The 21,610-nt window shown below is 61.2% G+C and carries 19 protein-coding genes; 14 read left to right on the top strand and 5 right to left on the bottom strand.

Going from position 1 to position 21,610, the window contains the following annotated elements:
* Positions 1-12 precede the first annotated feature (12 nt).
* The 3 genes from AACL53_RS16510 to AACL53_RS16500 are packed head-to-tail and all read left to right on the top strand — an operon-like array spanning position 13 to position 1,362.
* Positions 13-369 carry a metalloregulator ArsR/SmtB family transcription factor gene (locus AACL53_RS16510; RefSeq protein ID WP_339086968.1) on the top strand — a complete coding sequence of 119 codons (357 nt, stop codon included), beginning with the start codon at positions 13-15 and terminating at the stop codon, positions 367-369.
* The gene (locus tag AACL53_RS16505; RefSeq protein ID WP_339085630.1) at positions 347-841 is read left to right on the top strand and encodes an SRPBCC family protein; all 495 of its coding nucleotides are present in this window, start codon (positions 347-349) and stop codon (positions 839-841) included. The genes AACL53_RS16510 and AACL53_RS16505 overlap by 23 nt, the downstream gene beginning before the upstream one ends.
* Positions 838-1,362, top strand: coding sequence for an SRPBCC domain-containing protein (locus tag AACL53_RS16500; protein ID WP_339085629.1), 525 nt, complete (start codon positions 838-840; stop codon positions 1,360-1,362). Before AACL53_RS16505 ends, AACL53_RS16500 begins: the two co-directional genes overlap by 4 nt.
* Positions 1,363-1,440: 78 nt before the next feature.
* On the opposite strand, the gene AACL53_RS16495 is transcribed toward AACL53_RS16500, so the two are convergent.
* Positions 1,441-2,430 carry a catalase family peroxidase gene (locus tag AACL53_RS16495; protein WP_339085628.1) on the bottom strand — a complete coding sequence of 330 codons (990 nt, stop codon included), beginning with the start codon at positions 2,428-2,430 and terminating at the stop codon, positions 1,441-1,443.
* Between the two features lie 307 nt (positions 2,431-2,737).
* Positions 2,738-3,490 carry a DUF1236 domain-containing protein gene (locus tag AACL53_RS16490; RefSeq protein WP_339085627.1) on the bottom strand — a complete coding sequence of 251 codons (753 nt, stop codon included), beginning with the start codon at positions 3,488-3,490 and terminating at the stop codon, positions 2,738-2,740.
* A 307-nt stretch (positions 3,491-3,797) separates the two neighbouring features.
* On the opposite strand from AACL53_RS16490, the gene AACL53_RS16485 reads away from it, so the two are divergent.
* Entirely contained in the window at positions 3,798-4,097 is a 300-nt protein-coding gene (locus AACL53_RS16485; protein ID WP_339085626.1) for a hypothetical protein, read from the top strand.
* A gap of 46 nt (positions 4,098-4,143) precedes the next feature.
* Here AACL53_RS16485 and phaZ read toward each other — a convergent pair whose 3' ends face one another.
* On the bottom strand, positions 4,144-5,358 hold the full coding sequence (gene phaZ, locus AACL53_RS16480) for a polyhydroxyalkanoate depolymerase (protein WP_339085625.1): 1,215 nt from the start codon (positions 5,356-5,358) through the stop codon (positions 4,144-4,146).
* A gap of 128 nt (positions 5,359-5,486) precedes the next feature.
* Here phaZ and AACL53_RS16475 point away from each other — a divergent pair, with 128 nt between their 5' ends.
* Positions 5,487-6,146, top strand: coding sequence for a glutathione S-transferase family protein (locus tag AACL53_RS16475; RefSeq protein ID WP_339085624.1), 660 nt, complete (start codon positions 5,487-5,489; stop codon positions 6,144-6,146).
* Between the two features lie 156 nt (positions 6,147-6,302).
* Complete coding sequence (locus tag AACL53_RS16470; RefSeq protein ID WP_339085623.1) at positions 6,303-8,243, top strand: acyltransferase family protein; 1,941 nt, start codon at positions 6,303-6,305, stop codon at positions 8,241-8,243.
* Positions 8,244-8,254: 11 nt separating this feature from the next.
* Here AACL53_RS16470 and AACL53_RS16465 read toward each other — a convergent pair whose 3' ends face one another.
* On the bottom strand, positions 8,255-9,880 hold the full coding sequence (locus tag AACL53_RS16465; protein ID WP_339085622.1) for an acyl-CoA synthetase: 1,626 nt from the start codon (positions 9,878-9,880) through the stop codon (positions 8,255-8,257).
* A 257-nt stretch (positions 9,881-10,137) separates the two neighbouring features.
* The gene (locus tag AACL53_RS16460; RefSeq protein WP_339085620.1) at positions 10,138-10,881 is read right to left on the bottom strand and encodes a DUF1013 domain-containing protein; all 744 of its coding nucleotides are present in this window, start codon (positions 10,879-10,881) and stop codon (positions 10,138-10,140) included.
* 237 nt (positions 10,882-11,118) lie between these two features.
* On the opposite strand from AACL53_RS16460, the gene AACL53_RS16455 reads away from it, so the two are divergent.
* The 8 genes from AACL53_RS16455 (at position 11,119) to AACL53_RS16420 (ending at position 21,592) form a co-directional block, all read left to right on the top strand.
* Entirely contained in the window at positions 11,119-11,556 is a 438-nt protein-coding gene (locus AACL53_RS16455) for a MaoC family dehydratase (protein ID WP_339085618.1), read from the top strand.
* Between the two features lie 48 nt (positions 11,557-11,604).
* Positions 11,605-12,531: a bifunctional riboflavin kinase/FAD synthetase gene (locus tag AACL53_RS16450; protein ID WP_339085617.1), complete on the top strand. Its 927-nt coding sequence runs from the start codon at positions 11,605-11,607 to the stop codon at positions 12,529-12,531.
* Between the two features lie 186 nt (positions 12,532-12,717).
* The gene (gene ileS, locus AACL53_RS16445; RefSeq protein ID WP_339085615.1) at positions 12,718-15,897 is read left to right on the top strand and encodes an isoleucine--tRNA ligase; all 3,180 of its coding nucleotides are present in this window, start codon (positions 12,718-12,720) and stop codon (positions 15,895-15,897) included.
* On the top strand, positions 15,894-16,403 hold the full coding sequence (gene lspA / locus AACL53_RS16440) for a signal peptidase II (RefSeq protein ID WP_339085614.1): 510 nt from the start codon (positions 15,894-15,896) through the stop codon (positions 16,401-16,403). Before ileS ends, lspA begins: the two co-directional genes overlap by 4 nt.
* Positions 16,404-16,465: 62 nt before the next feature.
* On the top strand, positions 16,466-16,942 hold the full coding sequence (locus AACL53_RS16435; RefSeq protein WP_339085613.1) for a hypothetical protein: 477 nt from the start codon (positions 16,466-16,468) through the stop codon (positions 16,940-16,942).
* A gap of 301 nt (positions 16,943-17,243) precedes the next feature.
* Positions 17,244-18,605: a pitrilysin family protein gene (locus AACL53_RS16430; RefSeq protein ID WP_339085612.1), complete on the top strand. Its 1,362-nt coding sequence runs from the start codon at positions 17,244-17,246 to the stop codon at positions 18,603-18,605.
* Between the two features lie 5 nt (positions 18,606-18,610).
* On the top strand, positions 18,611-20,029 hold the full coding sequence (locus AACL53_RS16425) for a pitrilysin family protein (RefSeq protein ID WP_339085611.1): 1,419 nt from the start codon (positions 18,611-18,613) through the stop codon (positions 20,027-20,029).
* A 207-nt stretch (positions 20,030-20,236) separates the two neighbouring features.
* On the top strand, positions 20,237-21,592 hold the full coding sequence (locus tag AACL53_RS16420) for a glucose-6-phosphate isomerase (protein WP_339085610.1): 1,356 nt from the start codon (positions 20,237-20,239) through the stop codon (positions 21,590-21,592).
* Positions 21,593-21,610: the final 18 nt, after the last annotated feature.

Here is a 21,610-nt window from a genome sequence, read left to right as displayed (position 1 = left end):
ATGGCTAAATACATGACTGCCGACAGACTGAGTGAAACGTTCGCAGCGCTCGCCGATCCCACGCGTCGGGCGATCCTGGCGCGGCTGGCGCTCGGCGAGACGTCTGTCACCGATCTCGCCGAACCCTTCGAGATGAGCCTTCCGGCCGTTTCGAAGCATCTCAAGGTTCTGGAGCGGGCGGGGCTCATCGCGCGCGGGCGCGAGGCGCAATGGCGGCCCTGCCGGCTGGAGCCGGGGCCGTTGAAGGAAGTCGACGACTGGGTCGAGCACTACCGCCGGTTCTGGGAGCAGAGCTTCGATCGGCTGGACGAGTATCTACGTGTGTTGCAGGCGAAGGAGAAAAAAGGTGGCCGCAAGAAACCAAAATGACGCGAGCGAAGCCGACAGAGAAATTGTCACCACGCGCGTCTTCGATGCCCCGCGCGAACTCGTGTTCGAGGCGTTCAAGGATCCTCATCACATCAGCAACTGGTGGGGACCGAACGGCTTCACCACCACGACGTATGAGATGGACGTTCGCCCCGGCGGCCAATGGCTGTTCACGATGCACGGGCCTGACGGCACGGACTACCCGAACCGTGTTCGCTACACCGAAGTGAAGTCTCCGGAACTTCTCGCCTACGATCACGACGCCGGCGAAGACCGCCCCGACTTCGAGATGTTCAAGGTCTGGGTCACATTCGAAACGGAGAACCGCAAGACGCGCGTCACTCTGCGCCTTCTCGCGGCGACGCGCGAACGGCGGGATTGGATGGCGAAGTTCGGCGCCGTCGAGGGTGGCCACCAGACACTCAGCCGCCTTGATGCGTATCTGCTTCAATCGCGGGAGAAGACGCCATGAACAAAGCTGCGGAAAATGCCAAGGTTGAGCCGTTCGTCATTTCGCGCACTTTCGATGCCCCGCGCGAACTGGTCTTCAAGGTCTTCACCGATCCCGAGCACATGAAGCACTGGTGGGGGCCGAAAGGCTTCAAGGTCATCGCCGCCGAGATGGATCTGCGCCCGGGCGGCACGTTTCACTACGGCATGCAGGCGCCCGACGGCTCGACGATGTGGGGCCGCTTCGTCTATCGCGAAATCTCCGCTCCCGACCGCGTCGTCTTCATCAGTTCGTTTTCGGATGCGGAGGGCGGCCTCACGCGTCACCCGATGGCCCCCGGGTGGCCGATGGAAATGCTGACGGTCTTCGCGTTCGAAGAGATCGATGACGGTCGCACGAAGCTCAACGTGACGTCGTCGGCATACAACGCCAGCGACGAGGAGATCGCGACCTTCGAGAAGGGGTATCCAAGCATGACGCAGGGCTGGGGCGGCACGCTCGAGCAGCTGGGAACTTACCTGGCGAGTGTTCAGAAGCCCTGACATTTCGAATGAATACAAAAAAAACCCTGTCATCCCGGTGTCCACCGGAGAGATGACAGGGCTGTCGTCTGTTGTCTGTTACTGTTGTGGCGCTTCCCGGCGCGAGAACGATACGGCGTAAGCCTGCGAGCGCATCGGGAAGATCGTATCGTTCGCCGGTCCTTCGACGCCATCGACGACGTTGGTTGGATCGAAGATGGCCTCATCGCACGTCTTCGCATCTTCGAAATCGGTGATCGAGATCGTGCCGAGATTGACCGACTTGCGCTTGTCTTCCGGCCAGAACGCCGTCGGATCGTCAAGCGGATCGCCCTCCTCGCCGAGGATCGCCGTCAACGTGTACTGCACCGGCCCCTTGGCGAGACGGTCCTTGAGTTCAGGCCGGTAGAAGTCGGGGTCTTTCTTCTTTGCCTCGTCATCCGAGATGCCGACCTCGCCGCCGACCGGCAGCGCCTTGTACTTGAAGACCTGTTTCTTTCCCTCAGCGTTCGTGAACGTAAACGCATGAACGCCCCAATAGTTGACGGTTCCGTAGCTGGCCGGCACCGGCCGCGCATTGAGCCAATCCGCCTGCCGCGTCGAGTTCGGGTTATCTTTGAAATAGGCGCCGATCTTTTCCTTGTCTTTCGTGGCGACGGTCGTCAGCAGCTTCAAGAATTGATCGGGATCTTTTGCGACGAATACGGGCGCCGAAATCAACAGCAGATCCGTGTTGTTGCCCTTGCCGAGATCGAAGTGCATCGCGATCCCGCGCACGTTGTCTTTCTGGGCGTTGGGTGCATCGGGGTCGCCGCCGCCCATGGAGAACCGGCCGATCACGCCGACCGGCGTCTTCGAATTGAAATGCGGCGCTTTCGTAAGGCTCGCGGCTTCCGCCGATGGCACGAAGTTGCCTTTGACGCAGATGCCGTGCGTGTGCGCGGCGCGAACGCCTGGATGCTTGCCGAAAACGGCATTGAGCGCGTTCACGAGGCTCTCCGCGTCGGCCTCCTCGGCACGCGCACGAGTTATCGGAACAATGGTGAGGGCCGCAACGAGCGCGGCGGCGATGAGCCGGTGGGAAACCATGAAGAGATACTCCGTTGCAGGGGGTGTCGTACGCACGTGCAAACGTCGAAAGACGCTAATCTCTTATCGTTCGGTCCTATGACTTCGAAATGTCGTTATTAGTCCGAGGGCAGGCAGAAGCGGCAGGCATAAATTGTCCCTGAGCAGACGACAATATATCAAGCGAGCCGAGGTGCCCCGCAGTTGGAGCATGCCCCCGCTAAGCCTAGAAGATCTTCCAGAGCTGATCCTTAACGGTTTGCAACACGAAAAAAAACCGCCGAGGGGTCACCCCGGCGGTTTCAACATTTTTCCTGCTGCTTAAAAATCAAGCGACGACGATGATGTCGACGACTTCAAGCGTATCCGGATCGACGATCGCGACGTGATCCTCGTCGATCATGAAATACCGATACTCACGATATTCCGGGACGATCGTCACAATGTCGGCGGGCACCGCATAGACGTGCACCGAGCGCGGTATCACGACGCCGACGTTGACGGAGACGCCGAGGTTATGCGCAGGGGCGACCCGGTGGCTCGCGAAAGCAGACCTGACGCGCGTTTTCTGTTCGGGGCTGACGTTGGTGAGGGAGCCCTTCGCTCCGCCCTTGCCTTCTGTACCCTCGCTCTTGCCTGTGGAAGACCTGTCGTTCTTTGATTTATCATTGTACTTGTCGCCGCGATCGTCCCGGTCCGCCCGGTCGCTCGCTTTGCTCTTCGCGTTGCGATCCTCATCCTTTGCCTGCCGGTCCTTGCCTTGCAAGTCGCGGTCGGACGCCTGCTGATGATGGGATTTCGCGCGGTCGCGAGCGCCCTCATCGGAGGCAGAATTCTTTTTCGCCGAACCAGGACCGAGATCTCGCGAGCTACGGTCTTCCTTCATCTGGCCGCCGAGTTCCTTCGACGATCCGCCGCTTTCTTTCATCGCGCCACCGGGCATCGACGATCCGCCGGAACGCTCCATTGCCGCGCCACCGCCGGCACCAGGCGATGACGGACCTGCGCCGTTGTTTGGATCTGCCAAGGCGAACGTCGACCCCGCAACAAGTGCGAGGGCAGCAATCGAATACTTCAGCATTGTCGTGTCTCTCCTACGTTGATGACTGATCGCGACTGCCCCGCGATTGGGTGATCAACGTATTGAGAGGTGTGCCGTTCCGGCCCATTCGGTCGCGATGCGGGGAGATGTAGCCGGCCAGAAATGTCGTCAGTCGGCAAATCATTCCGTGGAACGACATTATTGCAACGCGAATACTGCGCCGCACAAGAAACGTGCTTGAAAAACGGTCGTCAATTATTGCGACGTTGCTTCGAACTCTTCTTGTATGAGGCGGCCACTCATCATACGATTCTTGTGTGCGAGGTCTTTCAACATGGTGACTGCAATGACAGACGCTGCAACCGCCACTCGTGAAACGGAAACGCCGACCCGCGATCTGACGAAAGCGGAAGTTGACCGTTTTCTTTTCGGAAAACACATCACGTCGTGCCCTGTCTGTGGGCGCTTCCGCTCAAATTGCGACGTCGACATCCATATGCTGACCTGCGAGCGCAAGTCGTCTTCAAGCACGGCGCCGGTCAATGTGCTGATGATCGTCTGTCAGAACTGCGGAGCGATACAATTCCACGACCGCTCGGTCATCGCTCAGTGGCTTGATTGCCAGCACAAGGTCTGGGTGAAATAGAAGGGCGGAGCCACGCTAGCCGCGCCGGCCTGTCGGCGCCGAGCCGCTATTCCATGGATAAAACGAAGTTTCGCACCGCGGGATAGATTTCGGTCTCCCACCGCCGGCCGTTGAACGTGCCGTAGTGCCCGACGTTGGCCTGCAGGTGGTGCCGCTTCAGATGCGGCCGCAGCGATTGACAGAGCTCGTGCGCCGCAGCCGTTTGCCCGAGCGCGCAAATATCGTCCCGCCCGCCTTCGACCGTCAGCAACGCCGTCTTGTGGATCTTGGCGGGATCGACTTTCCGGCCGTGGTAGGTGAAATTCCCCTTCGCCAGATCCGCACGCTGAAAAATCCGGTCGATCGTCTCGAGGTAGAATTCCTCGGTGAGATCCAGGACGGCGAAATATTCGTCATAGAACGTCTTGATCTTCTCGGCTTCGGCGAACTCGCCGTTGGCCAGGTGATCGTAAAGCTTCTGATGCTGCGCGCGGTGACGATCGATGTTCATCGCTAGAAAGCTGAACAGCTGAACGAAGCCCGGATAGACCCGCCGCCCCGCGCCCTTGTAGCGGCTCGGAACGCGCGCGGTGACGTGCGCCTTGAACCAGGAGATCGATTTCTCCATCGCCAGCTTGTTGACGGCGGTCGGGCTTTCGCGCGTGTCGATGGGGCCGGCCATCAGCGTCATCGAGCGCGGCGTCGCCGGATGCTTGTCTTCCGACATGATCGAGACGGCGACGAGCGCCTGCACGCACGGCTGACAGACGGCGAGGAGATGCGCACCCGGACCGATCTCTTCAACGAAGCGGATGATGTAATCGACATACTCGTCGACGCCGAACCGGCCGGCTTCGAGAGGGACGTCGCGGGCGTTGGCCCAGTCGGTAATGTAAACGTCGTGATCGCGGAGCAGTGTCTCGCAGGTCTTGGCGAGCAGCGTCGCGAAATGACCCGAGAGCGGTGCGACGACGAGGACTTTGGGCTGCGCGGTGTCGACGTCTTTCCGGAAATGCAAAAGGTTACCGAACGGCAGGTCCAGCGCCACATCCTCGACGACCGGAACGTCGCGGTTGCCGACGCGAACTGTTGAAATGCCGAAGTCCGGGCGCGAATGGGTCAGCTGGAACCGCGAAACCATCTCGAATCCAGCCGCGAAATGCCCCTTTAAGATATCGAAGTTGGGCGAAAACCGATGCCCCATCGCAGCCATCGAGTACCGGGCGGCCTCCCGGAAAGGCGCCCAAAGGTCATCCTGAAACTGGTAGGCTTGGTACAGCATCGCGTGCGATTTCCCTCTCGCGCCGGCCTGAAAAACCGATGCGACTGAAAAACTTAGTGCATATTCCGCTGCACTGCGAGAGGATTGTGGCCGCAGGCTAAGCACGGAAAAAGGGAGTGCCTTCGTCGATGTCGAACGCCACGTTGACGATCTCGTCGAAGAATTATTCGTCCTGGTCTCTGCGGGGCTGGTTGCTATGCCGCATGGCTGGGCTCGACTTCGATGAGGAGTCGGTTGCGACGGACGATGCCGAAGCCCGGCAGGAGCTGTTGCTGCTTTCACCGTCGGTTCGCAGCGTGCCACGGCTCACGCACGGCAACGTGACCGTATGGGACACGCTCGCCATCGCCGAATACATGGCGGAGATCGCACCGAAAGCGGGACTGCTTCCCGCCGATCAGGCAGCCCGCGCCCATTGCCGCGCCGTGTCGGGCGAAATGCACTCCGGCTTCTATAACCTCCGTTCCGCCCTGCCGATGAATCTCAAGGCGCGCCACGCCTCCTTCAAGATTTTTTCGGGCGCGCGTCCGGATGTCGAGCGCATCAAAACCATATGGACGGAGTGCCTTGAGAAGTACGGCGGCCCATATCTCTTCGGACCAAAGCCGACGGTCGCCGACGCGATGTACGCCCCGGTCTGCACCCGCTTTCGCACGTACGCTGTGCCTCTCGAGCCGGCCCTTTCGGCATATTGCGAAACCATCTTCCATTGGACGCTGATGCAGGAGTGGACGCAAGGCGCCCTCATCGAGCCGGACGAGATCGTCGAGCTCGAAGTCGAATTCTGAATCCCATCCAATTGCCGACGATATTCCCCCTAATTAACAATTGTTGTCCGCACTCGGGTTGAATACCCTCGGGGTTGGGGCATAGTCTCGTGCGGGGTTCACATTCAGGGGAAATTCCACAAATGTCGTCTCGTGCGACGCGCGTCGTGAACGCGCTTGTCTGAGGTCGTCCCTCGCCGGGCTCTCACCTATCGCCGCGATCTGGACGGCCTTAGGGGAATCGCAGTCACAGCGGTCGTCGCCTATCACCTCGGCGTTCCGTTCGCCTCGGGCGGCTTCGTCGGCGTCGACGTTTTCTTCGTGCTGTCCGGATTTCTGATCACGTCCATTATTGCTTCCGAGTTGGAGGCAGGCACGTTCAGCATCGCGAGCTTCTACGATCGCCGCATTCGCAGGATCGTCCCGGCGCTCGTTTTCGTTTGCGCCGCGACGACCGTTTTGGCGCTCGCGTTTCTCCTGCCCGATGAATTGAAAGAGTTCGCGTCGAGCCTGATCGCGACGGCGCTGTCAGTCAGCAATTTCTGGTGCCTTCGTCATTCCGGATATTTCGATTCCGCAGCCGAAACACAGCCCTTGTTCCACACATGGAGCCTCGGCGTCGAAGAGCAGTTCTATATTGTCTTCCCGCTGCTTTTGATGGCCGCCTTCAAATGGTGGAGAGGCCGCATCCGCACAATCATCTGGCTGTTGTTTGCGGGCTCGTTGTTTTTGAGCATGGTTCGTCTCGCCGATCATCCTCAAAGCACGTTCTTCCTGCTCCCGACACGCGCGTGGGAACTGCTGGCAGGAAGCATCCTCGCGCTCGGGTTCGTTCCGAAGCCCGCATCCCGGCTGCTGCGCGACGCGGCCGGTGCGCTGGGGTTGCTCGCCATCGCGATTGCCGTTTTCGGCTACACGTCGAAAACACCTTTTCCGGGATTGGCCGCGCTTCTCCCGTGCCTGGGAGCGGCCGCCGTCATTTGGGCAGGGCAGGGAGAGAACACGTCCGCGCGGCTGCTTGCGGCGGGGCCGCTCGTCGCGCTCGGGCTGATTTCCTACAGCCTCTATCTCTGGCATTGGCCGCTGATCGTGTTCGCGAACCTGCTGAACGTCGAGGCGCTGACCGAACTTCAGAAACTCGCCGTTGCCGGAACGTCGATCGCGTTGGCCGCGCTCACGTGGCGCTTCATCGAGCAGCCGTTCAGACGGCGAGGTGCGGGTGGCTTCACGCGGCCGGCCATCCTTTGGAGCGGTGGCGTTGGCCTCGGAAGCCTCGTCGCTGTCTCGCTCATCCTCATTTCATGGCAAGGCTTCCCGGATCGCTTTTCCCAGCAGGTTCTCGATCTAGCCGCAGCGGAAAGCGACTCCAGTCCGTGGCGCGCCAAATGCCATTTCGATGGAACCGCGAAGGGCAAGTACGAAAATTCATGCGTTTTGGGAGAGGCCGTTCCGCCGAAGATCATCGTTTATGCCGACAGCCACGGCGCCGAATTCAGCGCGGTACTCGGATTGCTCGCGAAAGCGCGCAGGGAAAGCATTCGCGAGATCACCGCTTCGGGATGCCCGCCAGCAGCCCATTTCGCCTATCCAAGGCGCGTTGCGTGCGCGCGCTATAATGAGAACATGCTCGCGAAACTCGTCGCGATCGCACCGGCGACGATCATCATCGCCGCGAATTCCCATGCGTGGACGAATGAGGGCCCCGGGCGATACTGGGAGGGGCTGCGGAACTCACTTACGGCGTTGAGCGCCGCCGGGCATCGGCTGATCGTGTTGGGTCCAATTCCGAATCTTCCCAATCACATGCCGGCCCCGGCGACGGTCGCCCGATGGACCAACCGGGGCAATGATCCGGCAGATTTCAGATTTTCGCCGGACGAGCGCTTCCCCGGCGTCGACGCGAACTTGCGGAGCATCGCCTCGGAGGTAAACGCGACCTATGTGCCGGTCGCGCCCGCACTTTGTAACGACGGGCTCTGCAGCGCTTACCTCGAGGACGCCGTGCTCTATTTCGACGATAACCATTTGTCCGTCAGCGGAGCCAACGTCTTGGCGAAGAAATTACTGGTGCCGATCCTCTGGCCGGAAAACAAAATGGCTGGCGCTCGGCGGCGGTGAAGCCGCAAAGCTCACGCCTCTTTTGCCAACTCGCGCAGTTTGAATTTCTGGATCTTGCCGGTCGACGTTTTCGGAACTTCAGAGAAGACGATATGACGGGGAACCTTGTAGCGCGCGAGACCTGATCTGCACCATTCGATGATCTCGTCGGCCGTCGCCGTCGCGCCCGGCCGAAGCTCGATGAAGGCGCACGGCGTCTCGCCCCACTTGTCGTCGGGCTTCGCAACGACCGCGCAGAATGCGACGGCGGGATGCTTGTAGAGCACCTCCTCGACTTCGATCGAAGAGATGTTCTCGCCACCCGAGATGATGATGTCTTTCGAGCGGTCCTTCAGCTGAATGTAGCCGTCGGGATGCAAGACGCCGATGTCGCCGGAATGGAACCATCCACCCGCGAACGCTTCGTCCGTCGCTTTCGGGTTCTTGAGATAGCCCTTCATCACGATGTTGCCGCGGAACATGACCTCGCCCAGCGTCTCGCCGTCGGCCGGAACTTTCTTCATCGTCTCGGCGTCGAGTACGGTGAGGTCTTCGAGCGCGACGTAGCGAATGCCCTGGCGGATACGCTTGGCGCCACGTTCGAGCGGAGGCAGGTCGTTCCACGACTCGTCCCACTCGTTGATCGTCGCCGGGCCGTACGTCTCGGTCAGTCCGTAAAGATGCGTCAGCTCAAAACCGGCATCCGCCATCGCGGCCATGACCGACGCGGGCGGCGGCGCCGCGGCATGGTTGAATGCAACGACATGCCCGATCTTCTGCCTCTCGTCGTCCGTCGCGTTGAGAAGCGTCGACATGACGATCGGCGCGCCGGACAGGTGCGTAACGTTATGCGTAACGATGGAATCGTACATCGCCTTGGCGCGCACCCATCGGAGGCAAACGTGCGTGCCTTGAAGCATCGTCACGGCCCATGGGAAACACCAGCCGTTGCAATGGAACATCGGCAGCGTCCAGAGGTACACGGGAAAACGTGTCATGCCGGTCGAAATGACGTTCGCGTAGCACATCAGCGCCGCGCCGCGGTGATGATAGACAACGCCTTTCGGGTTGCCCGTCGTGCCGGACGTGTAATTGAGCGAGATCGCTTCCCACTCGTCGGCCGGCCAACGCCATTCGAAATTCGGATCGCCCTTGGAGACGAACGCTTCGTAGTCCTCCGTCGAGAGCGCTTCGCCCGTCTGCGGAAATTCCGGATCGTTGTAGTCGATGACGATCGGCTTCACGGTCGCGAGCTCGAGAGCAGCCTTCACGACGGACGAGAACTCGCGGTCGGTAATCAGCACCTTCGTTCCGGCGTGATCGAGCTGGAACGCGATGATCGCCGGGTCGAGCCGCGTGTTGATCGTGTGAAGAACCGCGCCCGTCATCGGGACACCGTAATGGGCTTCCAGCATCGGCGGCGTATTCGCCAACATCACGGATACGGTATCGCCGGTTCCGATGGAGAGCTGGGCGAGAGCCGAGGCGAGCTGACGGCAGCGGGCGTAGAATTCGGCGTACGTGAGACGCGCGTCGCCGTGAATGATGGCCGTGTGGTTCGGAGCGGCAAGCGCCGAACGGGAAAGGAATGACAGGGGTGTCAGCGGCTGGAAGTTCGCTGCGTTCTTATCGAGATGCTGCTCAAATGGGTTCGTCACGATCGGTGCCCCGGGTTCCTACCTAGCTCCAAGCTCTCAACGGCCGAAAGCATTTTTTGATTGCGGCGACGCTAGCGAAACCGGAAACGGCCGACAATGCCGGATTTGAGACCGGGAACGCCTTCGGCTGTCAAGTTTCAAGCGAGTCATCTCGGCAAACGCCGGCGACCAAAAAATTAGAACGAAAGGCCCGCATAGCCCCCAAACGGGATGAGGGAGGCATCGGCCGGCAGACGCCGGCCGCCGTCCACCAGAGTTTATTCGTCCTCTGGTTCTGCTTCCTTGGGCGTCATGCCCTTGAGCTTCGCGAGAACACGCGCCTGCTCTTGCTCCGGTGTTTCCTCGGCAGCCTCTTCCGGGCCCTTCGGCGCCAGGATCTCGGCGCGCGCGGGCGAAGCGGTGGTCTCCGACGTCGGGAGAAGCGTTCCGGCCTTCTCCTCGTCGCCTGCCTCCTTGCGGTCGCCGCCCGTGCGGCGCGCAGCCTTTTTCACTTCGGCATCGAGGTCGACCTGCGAGCAGAGGCCGAGCGTCACCGGGTCCTGCGGCGTCAGCTGGGCAGAGTTCCAGTGCGTCCGGTCGCGGATCTGAGCGATCGTCGGCTTGGTCGTGCCGACGAGGCGCATGATCTGGCTGTCCTTGAGTTCCGGATGGTTGCGAAGAATCCACAGCACCGCGTTCGGCCGGTCGTGACGGCGAGACACGGGCGTGTAACGAGGACCCTTGCGCGTCTGCGGAAGCGGCGGCAGCTGCACCTTGCTTTCCGCGAGGTGCAGTTTGTATTTCCCGTCCTTTTCGGCCCGCGCAATCTCTTCGCGCGTCAGCTGCCCGTTCGTGACGGGGTCCATGCCTTTGATGCCCTGTGCCACCTCGCCATCGGCGATACCCTTGACCTCGAGCGGATGGAGACCGCAGAACTCAGCGATCTGGTCAAACGAGAGCGCCGTGTTTTCCACCAGCCAAACGGCGGTGGCTTTCGGCATCAGGGGGCGGCGGTCGCTCATGGGTGTCCTCTTTCGGTCTTTCGCCGGGGGTCAGCGAAAGCCAGTAAAACGGTAAATAAAGGGAATACGCCTGTATAACGCTTCGGCAGGGCGTCACGCAAGGCTCAAAGCCAAGGCAACTGCAACAAGGCCGCAGCCAGATCGGCAGCGCCGCGGTTGCGGCCCGTGTTTATGACGGGTTAATGTCCCCGAAAAAAGCCCGTTCGTCGATCGGGCCATAACGTGCAGGGACGCTTAATGCTCGCAACCGCCGGCCGGACAAAGTATTTCGAGGATCTAGAAGTCGGGCAGGAAGCCTCGATGTCGAGGATCGTGGGCGAGGCGGATATCGTCGCCTACGCGGCCCTGTCGGGTGACTACAACCCCGTACATCTCGACGCCGAATACGCCGCCAAGACGATCTTCAAGGAGCGTATCGCTCACGGCATTCTTTCCGCTGGCTACATCTCGGCCATCTTCGGAATGAAACTTCCCGGCCCCGGCGCTATTTACGTTTCCCAGTCGCTGTTCTTCAAAGGCCCGGTCAAGATCGACGATCGCGTCGAAACCCTCGTCAAGCTCGTCGAGCTGATACCCGACAAGAAGCGGGCCCGGTTCGAGTGCCTCTGCACTGTCGCCGGCAAACCGGTTTTGACGGGCGAGGCGGTGCTGATGGTTCCCCGCCGGCCGCGATAATCGAAGGTACGTTCGCAGATCTCGGAGACCGGCGAAGCCGCGCCAGACATGCACGTCATTCATGGTCACAAGCATGTTTCGCCGGAGTTTCGGGGCTCCGCCATCGCCATCGGAAATTTCGATGGCGTTCATCGCGGACATCGCGCGCTGATCGCTGAGGCGAAGGCGCAAGCGCGGAAAGCCAAGGCGTCATCATCCGTGATGATCTTCGAACCGCATCCGCGCGAGTTCTTCCAGCCGAACGAGGCGCACTTCCGTCTGACCCCGTTGAAGCGGAAGCTCGTGCTGCTTGAGACGCTTGGCGTCGACATCGCCGTCGTCGAGCCCTTCAACGCCGAACTCGCCGCGCTGACCGCCGAACATTTCATCGAGCGTGTGCTCGTCGCGGGGCTTGGCGTCGTTCACGTCGTCATCGGCTACGATTTCTATTTCGGCCATAAGCGCGGCGGCAATCCCGAGCTGATGGTTCGCGCCGGAGAAGAACTTGGTTTTGGAGTGACCGTCATGCCCCCGATCGCGGAAGCAGGCGAACCGTTTTCGTCGTCCGCCGTAAGGCTCTACCTCGCCCAGGGCGACGTGAAGGGCGCAGCCCACGTGCTTGGCTCCCCGTGGCGCGTCGCGGGCCGGGTGGTCGGCGGCGCCAAGCGCGGAACGGATATGGGCTATCCGACCGCCAACCTGCCGATGCCGAAAGGCACGACGCTCGGCCACGGCATATACGCTGTCCGAGCGTATTTCGACGGCGTGCCCCACGACGCGGCGGCCTATCTCGGCACGCGCCCGACGTTCGATGACGGAATGCCCGTCCTCGAAGTTTACTTGTTCGACTTCAACGGCGACCTTTACGGCCGCGAAATGGAGGTCGAATTCATCGACTTTATTCGCGGCGACCGCAAATTCCGCTCGGTCGAGGAACTCGTCGCGCAGATGGACGAAGATATCGCCAAGGTGCAGGCGGTTCTGGCTAAGGCCTGATCCTAGCTGCGTCATCCCGGCGAAGGCCGGGATCTGTCCAGGCCGGAAAGTTGGCCGGATGCCCGCCTACGCGGGGATGACGTTATAAAAAATGGTTCCGGCGTGGCGACGGGGCCGCGGGATGACTTGACGGGCGCACCTTGCTAGAACCCGCGCTGATTTTCTTTGGAATTGAAAGTTTACCCGATGTCGAAAGACGCAAAGGCCGCCGGCAAGGCAGGCGCTGCAACACAAGCTCCGGCAGCCGACGGCGGCCGCGACTGGAGCAAGACGCTGTTCCTGCCCGCGACCGATTTCCCGATGCGCGCCGGTTTGCCGGAATTGGAGCCGAAGCTCCTCAAGCGCTGGGACGAGATCGGCCTCTATGAAAAGCTGCGCTCGCAATCCAAAGGCCGCGTGAAGTTCACGCTGCACGACGGCCCGCCGTACGCCAACGGCAACATCCACATCGGCCACGCGCTGAACAAGATCCTGAAGGACCTGGTCGTCAAATCGCAGCAGATGCTCGGCCACGATTCCAACTACGTGCCGGGCTGGGATTGCCACGGCCTCCCGATCGAATGGAAGATCGAGGAGCAGTATCGCGCGAAAGGCAAGGAGAAGCCGAATTTCTCCGATCCGGTCGCCATCAACGCCTTCCGCGACGAATGCCGGAAGTTTGCCGCTCACTGGCTGAACATCCAGCGCGATGAGTTCAAGCGCTTGGGCGTCGTCGGCGACTGGGAGCGGCCGTACTCGACGATGGACTACCGCGCCGAAAGCATCATCGCGCGCGAATTGATGAAGTTCGCAGCGACTGGCCAGCTCTATCGCGGTTCCAAGCCCGTCATGTGGTCGGTCGTCGAAAAGACCGCACTGGCCGAGGCCGAGGTCGAATACCAGGACTATCAGTCCGATATGATCTGGGTGAAGTTCCCCGTGAAGCCCCTGCCGACGGCCGAGGACTTTTCGGCAGCCGAAACCCCGCCCGAGATCCATCCCGAGGTAACGCCGGAGAATTTGCTCGGAGCCTCGGTCGTCATCTGGACGACGACACCGTGGACGATCCCGGGCAACCGCGCGATCAGCTTCTCGTCGCGCATCGAGTATGGCCTCTACGAGGTCACGGAAGCGCCGGAAAACAATTGGGCGAAGAAGGGCGATCGCTACGTCCTCGCCGACAAGCTCGCCGCCGACGTCATGAAGGCGGCGAAGGTCGAGGCTTATGAGCGGCGCTGGCCCGTCAGCGCCTTCGACCTACGGCATCTCGTCTGCGAGCATCCGCTGCGCGACCTCGGCTACGCATTCGACGTGCCGCTGCTCGACGGCGATCACGTGACTGACGATACGGGTACGGGCTTCGTCCACACGGCGCCCGGCCACGGCGCCGACGACTACATTATCTGGACGAAGAACCAGAAAGCGCTGCGCGATCAGGGCATCGATCCGACCGTGCCGTTCACCGTCGACGCCGACGGCGTCATGACGAAGGCAGCGCCCGGCTTCGAAGGCAAGCGGGTGCTGAAGGAGAACGGTGACAAAGGCGACGCCAACGACGCCGTCATCAAGGCGCTGGCGGAAGCCGGCAACATCATCGCTCGCGGCCGCCTGAAGCATCAGTATCCACACTCGTGGCGTTCGAAGAAACCGGTCATCTTCCGCAACACGCCGCAATGGTTCATCGCGATGGATAAGCCTCTTCATCTTGAGGGGCAGCCGCTCGCACCGGAATCTGGGGCTGCCCCTCACCCCAGCCCTCTCCCCGCGAGCGGGGAGAGGGGGATCGGCCACAACGCACCGACCCTTCGCCACCTCGCGCTCGATGAAATCAAACGCGTCAAGTGGGTTCCGGAAACAGGCGAGAACCGCATCAACGGCATGATCGAGAACCGGCCCGACTGGGTCGTCTCCCGTCAGCGCGCGTGGGGCGTGCCGATCACTGTCTTCCGCAATACCGAAACCGATCAGGTCATCCCCGGACCGGGCTTCGAAAAATCGGAAGAACTCTCCGCCCGCATCGAGAAGGCATTCGCCGAAAAGGGCGCGGACGTCTGGTTCGAGGAAGGCGCGAAGGAACGTTTCCTCAAGGGCTTCATTCCCGCGAAAGACATCAAGAAGTGGGAGCAGGTCAAAGACGTGCTCGACGTCTGGTTCGATTCAGGTTCGACGCACGCCTTCACGCTGGAAGACCCGACGGCCTTCCCCGGCTTCAAAGGCTTGAAGCGCAAACGCGACGGCGGCCAGGACCGGGTCATGTACCTCGAGGGTTCCGATCAGCATCGCGGCTGGTTCCATTCGTCGCTTCTCGAAAGCTGCGGCACCCGCGGAGAAGCGCCCTACGACATCGTGGTGACCCACGGCTTCGTCCTCGATGAGAAGGGACAGAAGATGTCGAAGTCGCTCGGCAACGTCGTCGCGCCGCAAGACGTGATGGCGAAGTCCGGCGCCGACATACTGCGGCTCTGGGTGGCGGCATCGGATTATTCCGACGATCTCCGCATCGGCGGCGAAATCCTGAAGACGTTCTCCGAAACGTACCGCAAGCTGAGGAACACGCTGCGCTGGATGCTCGGCGCGCTCGCGCATTTCAAGCCCGAGGACGCCGTTAGCCTGAAGGACATGAAGCCATTCGAACTCGAGCGGCTGATGCTGCATCGTCTCGCCGAACTCGATCACGAAATCCGCAAAGCCTACGAGCATTACGATTACCGCAAGATCGTCGGCCTGCTGTCGCAGTTCATGAACACCGAGCTGTCGGCGTTCTATTTCGACATCCGCAAGGACGCGCTTTATTGCGAAGCGCCGTCGAGTCTGAAACGAAAGGCGGCGCTCACCGTCATCGATAAGCTATGCGATACGCTGATCCGTTGGCTCGCGCCGATCCTGTCGTTCACGGCGGAAGAAGCTTGGCTGCTCTACCGGCCGGATGAAGCGGAAAGCGTGCATCTTGCCTCCTTCCCGAAGATCCCGCGCGAATGGCGCGACGATAATCTCGCGGCGAAGTGGGACCGGGTGCGCGAAGTCAGAAGCGTCTTAACGGGCGCTCTCGAAATCGCGCGCGCGGAAAAGAAAATCGGCTCGTCGCTCGAAGCCGCACCCGAAGTCTACATCACCGATCCCGATCTGATGGCGGGCCTCGACGGTGTCGACATGGCGGAAGTTTCAATCACGTCGGACATCTCGATTTCCACCGAGCCGGCGCCCGAAGGTGCGTTCACGCTTCCGAACGAGCCCGGGGTCGGCGTCGTCGTCAAACGCGCGGAAGGCAAGAAGTGCGCGCGCTCGTGGCGCATCACGAAGGACGTCGGCTCCGATCCAGATTATCCCGACCTGTCGGCGCGCGACGCGGCGGCAATGCGTGAGATCGATTCCGGGGTGACGGCATGAGTGAGCTAGCGGAAACGCGACGCCTCGTCTGGAGCAGATGGGCCGCGCTCGCGCTCACCATTGCGCTCGCGACGATCGCCATCGACCAGGCGCACAAGTTCTGGATGCTGGACGTCTATGGCATCGAGGCGAAGGGCCGCGTCGAGGTCACGCCGTTTCTCGACCTGGTCTTCGTGAAGAACATCGGCGTCAGCTACTCGCTGTTCAATCAGGAAAGCCGCGAGGGCCAATATCTGTTGGTCGCCTTCGCGATCGTGGCGAGCGCTGGCCTCTGGTTGTGGCTCAACTGGTCGCAGGGAAGCCGGCTCATGGCGATCAGCCTCGGCTTGATCATCGGCGGCGCCATCGGCAACGCGATTGACCGGCTGCGCATTGGGGGCGTCGCCGATTTCTTCTCGCTCCACGCCTACGGCTTCCATTGGTACGTCTTCAACATTGCCGATGTGGCCATCGTTGCTGGCGTCATTGGCCTGTTGTATGAGTCTTTCAGGGGCGAGTCGCATTAGCGCCGTAAAGTCGGCTTATCCGGGCTCGGGGGCGTGTCGGTTAAAGGCACGAGCAAATAAGCATGTCGTTGAAATTAGGTCGAAAAATCGGTCTCTGCGTCACGGCTTCGCTATTCTTGGCGGGTTGCGGCGGTTTTGACGGCGTTCAGCTGAACGGCAAAGTCTTCGACGCCATGGGCTTAAATGGCGACAGCGGCCCGAAGGGCGACCCCAAGATGGCGGCCCGGCAGCCGCTGGTGGTGCCGCCCGGCCTCGAGGCGCTACCGCCGCCAGGCAGCGGCAAGGTCGAACAACCGACGCTCGCCGAAATCCAGGATCCCGACAAAAAGCTGAAGGTCTCGCAGGCTGATCTCGAGAGACAGCAGGCCGAGTACTGCAAGAAAAACTATGAAGAAGCGCAGTTCCGTGGCGATTCTTCCGCCGATTCTGCCGCGGGTCCGCTCGGCTCTTGCAAACCGTCGATCTTCAACGCCGTAAAGAAATGGACGACCGGCTCGACCAATGCTGACGATTCGGACGACGATTTCCAAAGTCAGTGAATTCGACTCAACGGCCCCATAACGAAATCTTTTCCGTCGCACAAAAGTGCTGATTGCGCCGCATGTCAACGGCCGCAGATGAACGCCTTGTCATTTGACTTCATTTCCTAACGGCCGCTCACTAGCGGGACATTCCGCACGCTGGCTTCCTATGCCTTTTGCAGATTAATCCCCGGCACTCGGGTTCGGTTTAGGATGAAAAAAGTCGCGGTGCACTCTATCTCTTACGGTTCGAAGGAACGCCATAATGCGTCTTGCGACGTGCTTTCGGTCTAGCCTCTTAACCTCATTGGCAGTGCTCATGCTCGCAGTGAATCCACAAGCTCACGCCGCCGACGGCGCCACTCGCGCCGCCGAATTCAAACTTTCGAACGGCATGGATGTCGTCGTCATTCCAGACCACCGGTCACCCGTCGTGACCCACATGGTCTGGTACAGGGTCGGCGCGGCCGACGAGGTGGGCGGCGTCTCCGGCATCGCGCATTTCCTCGAGCATCTCATGTTCAAGTCGACCGACAAGATTCCCGTCGGCGAGTTCTCCAAGATCGTCGGCCGGCTCGGTGGTCAGGACAACGCCTTCACCGGCAACGATGCGACCGCATACTTTCAGCGCGTCGCCAAGGACCGTCTCGGCAAGATGATGGAGATGGAAGCCGACCGCATGGTCAATCTTCGTCTCGACGAGAAGGAAGTTCTGACCGAGCGCGACGTCATTCTCGAGGAACGCCGTTCGCGCATCGAGAACAACCCGTCATCTATCCTCGATGAGCAGATGAACGCGGCGCTCTACCTGAACCATCCGTACGGCAAGCCGGTGATCGGCTGGTACCACGAGATGGCAAAGCTCTCTCGCCAGAACGCGCTCGATTTCTACAAGCACTACTATGCGCCGAATAACGCCATCCTCGTCGTATCGGGCGATGTGACCGTCGACGAAGTGAAGAAGCTCGCCGACGAAACGTACGGCAAGATTCCGGCGAACCCGAGCGTTCCGTCAACTCGTAACCGTCCGAGCGATCCCCCGCAGCTCGTGGCGCGCCGGTTGACGCTGAAAGATCCGCGCGCAGGCAACTATTCGTTCCAGCGCTACTATCAGGCGCCGAGCTACGTAACGGCGAAGCCGGGCGAAGCCGAAGCGCTCGATATCCTGATGAAGATCGCGGGCTCCGGATCGACGAGCCGCCTGTACAAGAAGCTCGTCGTTGAACAGAAGCTCGCGTCGAGCGCCGGCGGCGACTATTCGGGCTACGGCCTCGACGGCGGAACGATCTCGCTTTACGCGGTCGCAGCCGACGGCGTGCCGCTCGAGAAGATCGAGGCTGCCTCGGACGCTGTTCTGGCCGACATCTTGAAGAACGGCGTGACGGACCAGGAACTGACCCGCGCCAAGAACAGCTATCTCGCCGATTACGTGTACGACAGCGACAACCAGGCGACGCTGGCGCGCCGCTACGGTTGGAATCTCGCCGTCGGCCGCACCGTCGCCGACGTCGAGGCTTGGCCTGCCAATATTTCGAAGGTAACGGCGGACGACGTTAAGAAGGTCGCCGCCAAGTACCTCGATCTCAACGATTCCGTTACGGGTTATCTCGTTCCCGATCAGTCGGGTGTCGCGCAAGTCGAAGATCTTCCCGCCGCATCACCGTCCGGCGAATTGAGGTGACATTGATGATAGGTTCTTATCGTGCGGCTGCTGCGCTTGTTCGCAAGGCAGTCCGTCCCAACATAGCCTTGGCTCTTCCCGCTCTGGCTTTGTTGTTCACCGCATCCGTCAGTCACTCAGCAGCCGCAATGAACATTCAGCAGATAAAATCGCCCGGCGGAATTGAAGCTTGGCTCGTCGAAGAGCACAGCGTTCCGCTGATTTCGTTGCGGTATGCCTTCGACGGCGGCAACAGCCAGGACCCGCCGGGAAAACCCGGCCTCGCCAACTTCCTCACCGCAATGATGGATGAGGGCGCTGGTGACATCAAATCCCAGGACTATCAGGAGCGCATGGAAGATATCGCCATGCGCATGAGCTACGACGACAGCAAGGACTCTCTCTACGGATCGTTCGAGACGCTGTCGGCGAACCGCGACAAGGCCGTCGAGCTTCTGAAGCTTTCCGTACAGAAACCGCGCTTCGACACCGAAGCTGTTGAGCGCATTCGCCAGCAGCTGACAGCCAACCTGATCTACGCTGACAAGGACCCCGAGAAGGTCGCGATGCGCGAATGGTACGCGCAGGCCTTCGCTGGACATCCCTACGCGCGCCCGTCGAACGGCACCGTAGATTCCGTCGCGAAAATCACGCGTGACGATCTCCTCGATTATCACAAGCGCACGTTCGCCCGTGACAACCTGAAGATCGTCGCCGTCGGCGACATCACGGCCGCCGAACTCGGCAAGCTCATCGACGATGTCTTCGGGCCGCTCCCGGCGAAAGCCGATCTCTTCCCCGTCGCACATACGGAGCCGGCGAAGGGCGGAAGCCAGAAGATCGTCGAGATGGGCGTGCCGCAGTCGGTCGCCGTGTTCGGGCTCGGCGCCATGCCGCGCAAGGACCCGGACTTCATCACGGCATTCGTCGTCAATCACATCCTCGGCGGCGGTGGCTTCTCAGCGAAGCTGATGGAAGAGGTGCGCGAGAAACGCGGACTTGCCTATTCCGTGTACACCTACGTCCAGCCCTACCAGCAGACGTCTATTCTCGTCGGCAGCGTCGCGACGAAGAACGCGTCGATGGGTGAAAGCCTCTCGATCATCCGCAACGAGATGAAGAAGATGGCCGAGAACGGTCCGAGCAAAGAGGATCTGCAGGCGGCCAAGGACTATCTCACCGGTTCCTACGCGTTGCGCTTCGACACCAACTCGAAGATCGCCTCTCAGCTCTTGGGGCTGATGCAGGAAGGCTTCGGCCCGGACTACGTCGAAAACCGCAACAAGCTGATCAACGCGGTGACCGTCGAGGACGCCAAGCGGGTCGCCGCGAGGCTGCTGAAGCCGGATGATCTCGTCGTCACGATCGTCGGCAAGCCGACCGGCATGAAGTCGGCGTCGCCCGCAGCGTTACAGCCGGTCCTGGCCGCGCCCGATCGGGGCTGAAGCAATGGACGTCATCCCGGCGGAGGCCGGGATCCGTCCAAGCCTGCCATTCGCGATGAACGCTTGCGTGCATAGATCCCCGCGCGCGGGGATGACGCCTGCGAGACGGTTTCTAGCCGCGCAAAGTCAGCTTCGTTCTGCGCTCTTGGCCGCACATCCGAAATCGGCTAGGCCGGAACGGATTTGAACAAGGAGCGTTGAGCGGCGATGCAGGACGGGCAGCGGCACGACGGACATACATTTCAGCAGAGCATCGAAGGATGCCTCGAAGGCGCGATAGGCGAATACGGCCTCGCGCCTTCAGCGCATTCGGCATGGCTCGATCGCATCGGCCCGCACGTCGAAGCCCTGAAAGATGATTATCGCACCGGCAAGCTCCCGCTTCTTCGCATCGCCGACGAAGACCAGGACATCGCCGACGCAGAGGCGGCATACGCGCGCCTGAGCCAGGGCGCGAAAACGATCGTGTTCTTCGGAACCGGCGGATCGAGCCTCGGCGGCGAATTGTTCGCCCAATTCGCGGGATGGAATATCGCCGGGGTCGCTTTGCCCGGACAGCGCACGAGGCCCCGCACCAGGTTCTACGCCAACCTCGACGGCGGCACGCTGCAAAGCGTCCTCCAGTCGCTCGATCTTCCAACGACGCGGTTCATCGTGACGTCGAAGTCCGGCGGCACGGCGGAGACATTGGCGCAGGCCATCGCGGCGCTGACGGCCGTCAAGGCGGCTGGTCTCGAAGCCGAGATCCCGAAACTCTTCCTCGGCATCACCGAGCCCGACAAACCCGGCAAAGCGAACGGCCTCAGAACGCTGTTCTCGAAGTTCGCCATTCCGATGCTCGAGCATCACACCGGCATCGGCGGCCGCTTCTCATGCTTGACCAACGTCGGCCTGATGCCGGCCATCGCGCGCGGCCTCGATCCCCGCGCCATTCGTGCGGGCGCCAAGGGCGTCGTCGATGCGCTGCTCGCATCCAGCAAGCCGGAAGACTTTGCGCCCGCCGTCGGAGCCGCGACCGCGATTGCGCTTTCGAAGGAGAAGGGCGTCTCGACGCTCGTTATGATGCCGTACGCCGACAGGCTCGGACGCCTCGCCGCTTGGTTCGTACAACTTTGGGCGGAAAGCCTGGGCAAGGGCGGAGAAGGCACGACACCGTTGGGCGCGCTCGGCCCGCTCGATCAGCACAGCCAGCTCCAACTCTTCATGGACGGTCCGCGCGACCATTATCTGACGGTCGTTCGCGTTGCAAGCCAGGGCGTCGGCCCGCGAATCGATCCCGATCTCGCGCGCATTGCGGGCGCCGATATGCTCGGCGGCCACACCGTCGGCGATATCGTTTCCGCCCAATCGCACGCCGTTCCTGAGGCGCTGGCCCGCGCCGGGCGGCCGGTGCGAACAATCGACATTGCAAAACTCGACGAAAAAACCATGGGCACGCTGGCGATGCACTTTATGATCGAAACGATTCTCGCAGGCCGACTGCTGGGCGTCGATCCGTTCGATCAGCCGGCGGTCGAGCTTGCAAAAATCTTGACGAAGGAGCGCCTCGCGACAGGCGCTTGATGAGCGCTTATCGATAGG

This window comes from Hyphomicrobium sp. ghe19 (genome assembly GCF_902712875.1).
GTDB lineage: Bacteria > Pseudomonadota > Alphaproteobacteria > Rhizobiales > Hyphomicrobiaceae > Hyphomicrobium_B.
The sequence above is the reverse complement of the archived record's forward strand: the minus strand, read 5'-3'. Positions and strand labels throughout refer to the sequence as shown.

Bases quoted from the DNA above. Each gene is read 5' to 3' on its own strand.
- AACL53_RS16510 (WP_339086968.1), top strand. From the start codon at position 13: ATGACTGCCGACAGACTGAGTGAAACGTTCGCAGCGCTCGCCGATCCC.
- AACL53_RS16500 (WP_339085629.1), top strand. From the start codon at position 838: ATGAACAAAGCTGCGGAAAATGCCAAGGTTGAGCCGTTCGTCATTTCG.
- AACL53_RS16495 (WP_339085628.1), bottom strand. From the start codon at position 2,430: ATGGTTTCCCACCGGCTCATCGCCGCCGCGCTCGTTGCGGCCCTCACC.
- AACL53_RS16490 (WP_339085627.1), bottom strand. From the start codon at position 3,490: ATGCTGAAGTATTCGATTGCTGCCCTCGCACTTGTTGCGGGGTCGACG.
- AACL53_RS16485 (WP_339085626.1), top strand. From the start codon at position 3,798: ATGACAGACGCTGCAACCGCCACTCGTGAAACGGAAACGCCGACCCGC.
- phaZ (WP_339085625.1), bottom strand. From the start codon at position 5,358: ATGCTGTACCAAGCCTACCAGTTTCAGGATGACCTTTGGGCGCCTTTC.
- AACL53_RS16475 (WP_339085624.1), top strand. From the start codon at position 5,487: ATGTCGAACGCCACGTTGACGATCTCGTCGAAGAATTATTCGTCCTGG.
- AACL53_RS16460 (WP_339085620.1), bottom strand. From the start codon at position 10,881: ATGAGCGACCGCCGCCCCCTGATGCCGAAAGCCACCGCCGTTTGGCTG.
- AACL53_RS16455 (WP_339085618.1), top strand. From the start codon at position 11,119: ATGCTCGCAACCGCCGGCCGGACAAAGTATTTCGAGGATCTAGAAGTC.
- AACL53_RS16450 (WP_339085617.1), top strand. From the start codon at position 11,605: ATGCACGTCATTCATGGTCACAAGCATGTTTCGCCGGAGTTTCGGGGC.
- ileS (WP_339085615.1), top strand. From the start codon at position 12,718: ATGTCGAAAGACGCAAAGGCCGCCGGCAAGGCAGGCGCTGCAACACAA.
- lspA (WP_339085614.1), top strand. From the start codon at position 15,894: ATGAGTGAGCTAGCGGAAACGCGACGCCTCGTCTGGAGCAGATGGGCC.
- AACL53_RS16435 (WP_339085613.1), top strand. From the start codon at position 16,466: ATGTCGTTGAAATTAGGTCGAAAAATCGGTCTCTGCGTCACGGCTTCG.
- AACL53_RS16430 (WP_339085612.1), top strand. From the start codon at position 17,244: ATGCTCGCAGTGAATCCACAAGCTCACGCCGCCGACGGCGCCACTCGC.
- AACL53_RS16425 (WP_339085611.1), top strand. From the start codon at position 18,611: ATGATAGGTTCTTATCGTGCGGCTGCTGCGCTTGTTCGCAAGGCAGTC.
- AACL53_RS16420 (WP_339085610.1), top strand. From the start codon at position 20,237: ATGCAGGACGGGCAGCGGCACGACGGACATACATTTCAGCAGAGCATC.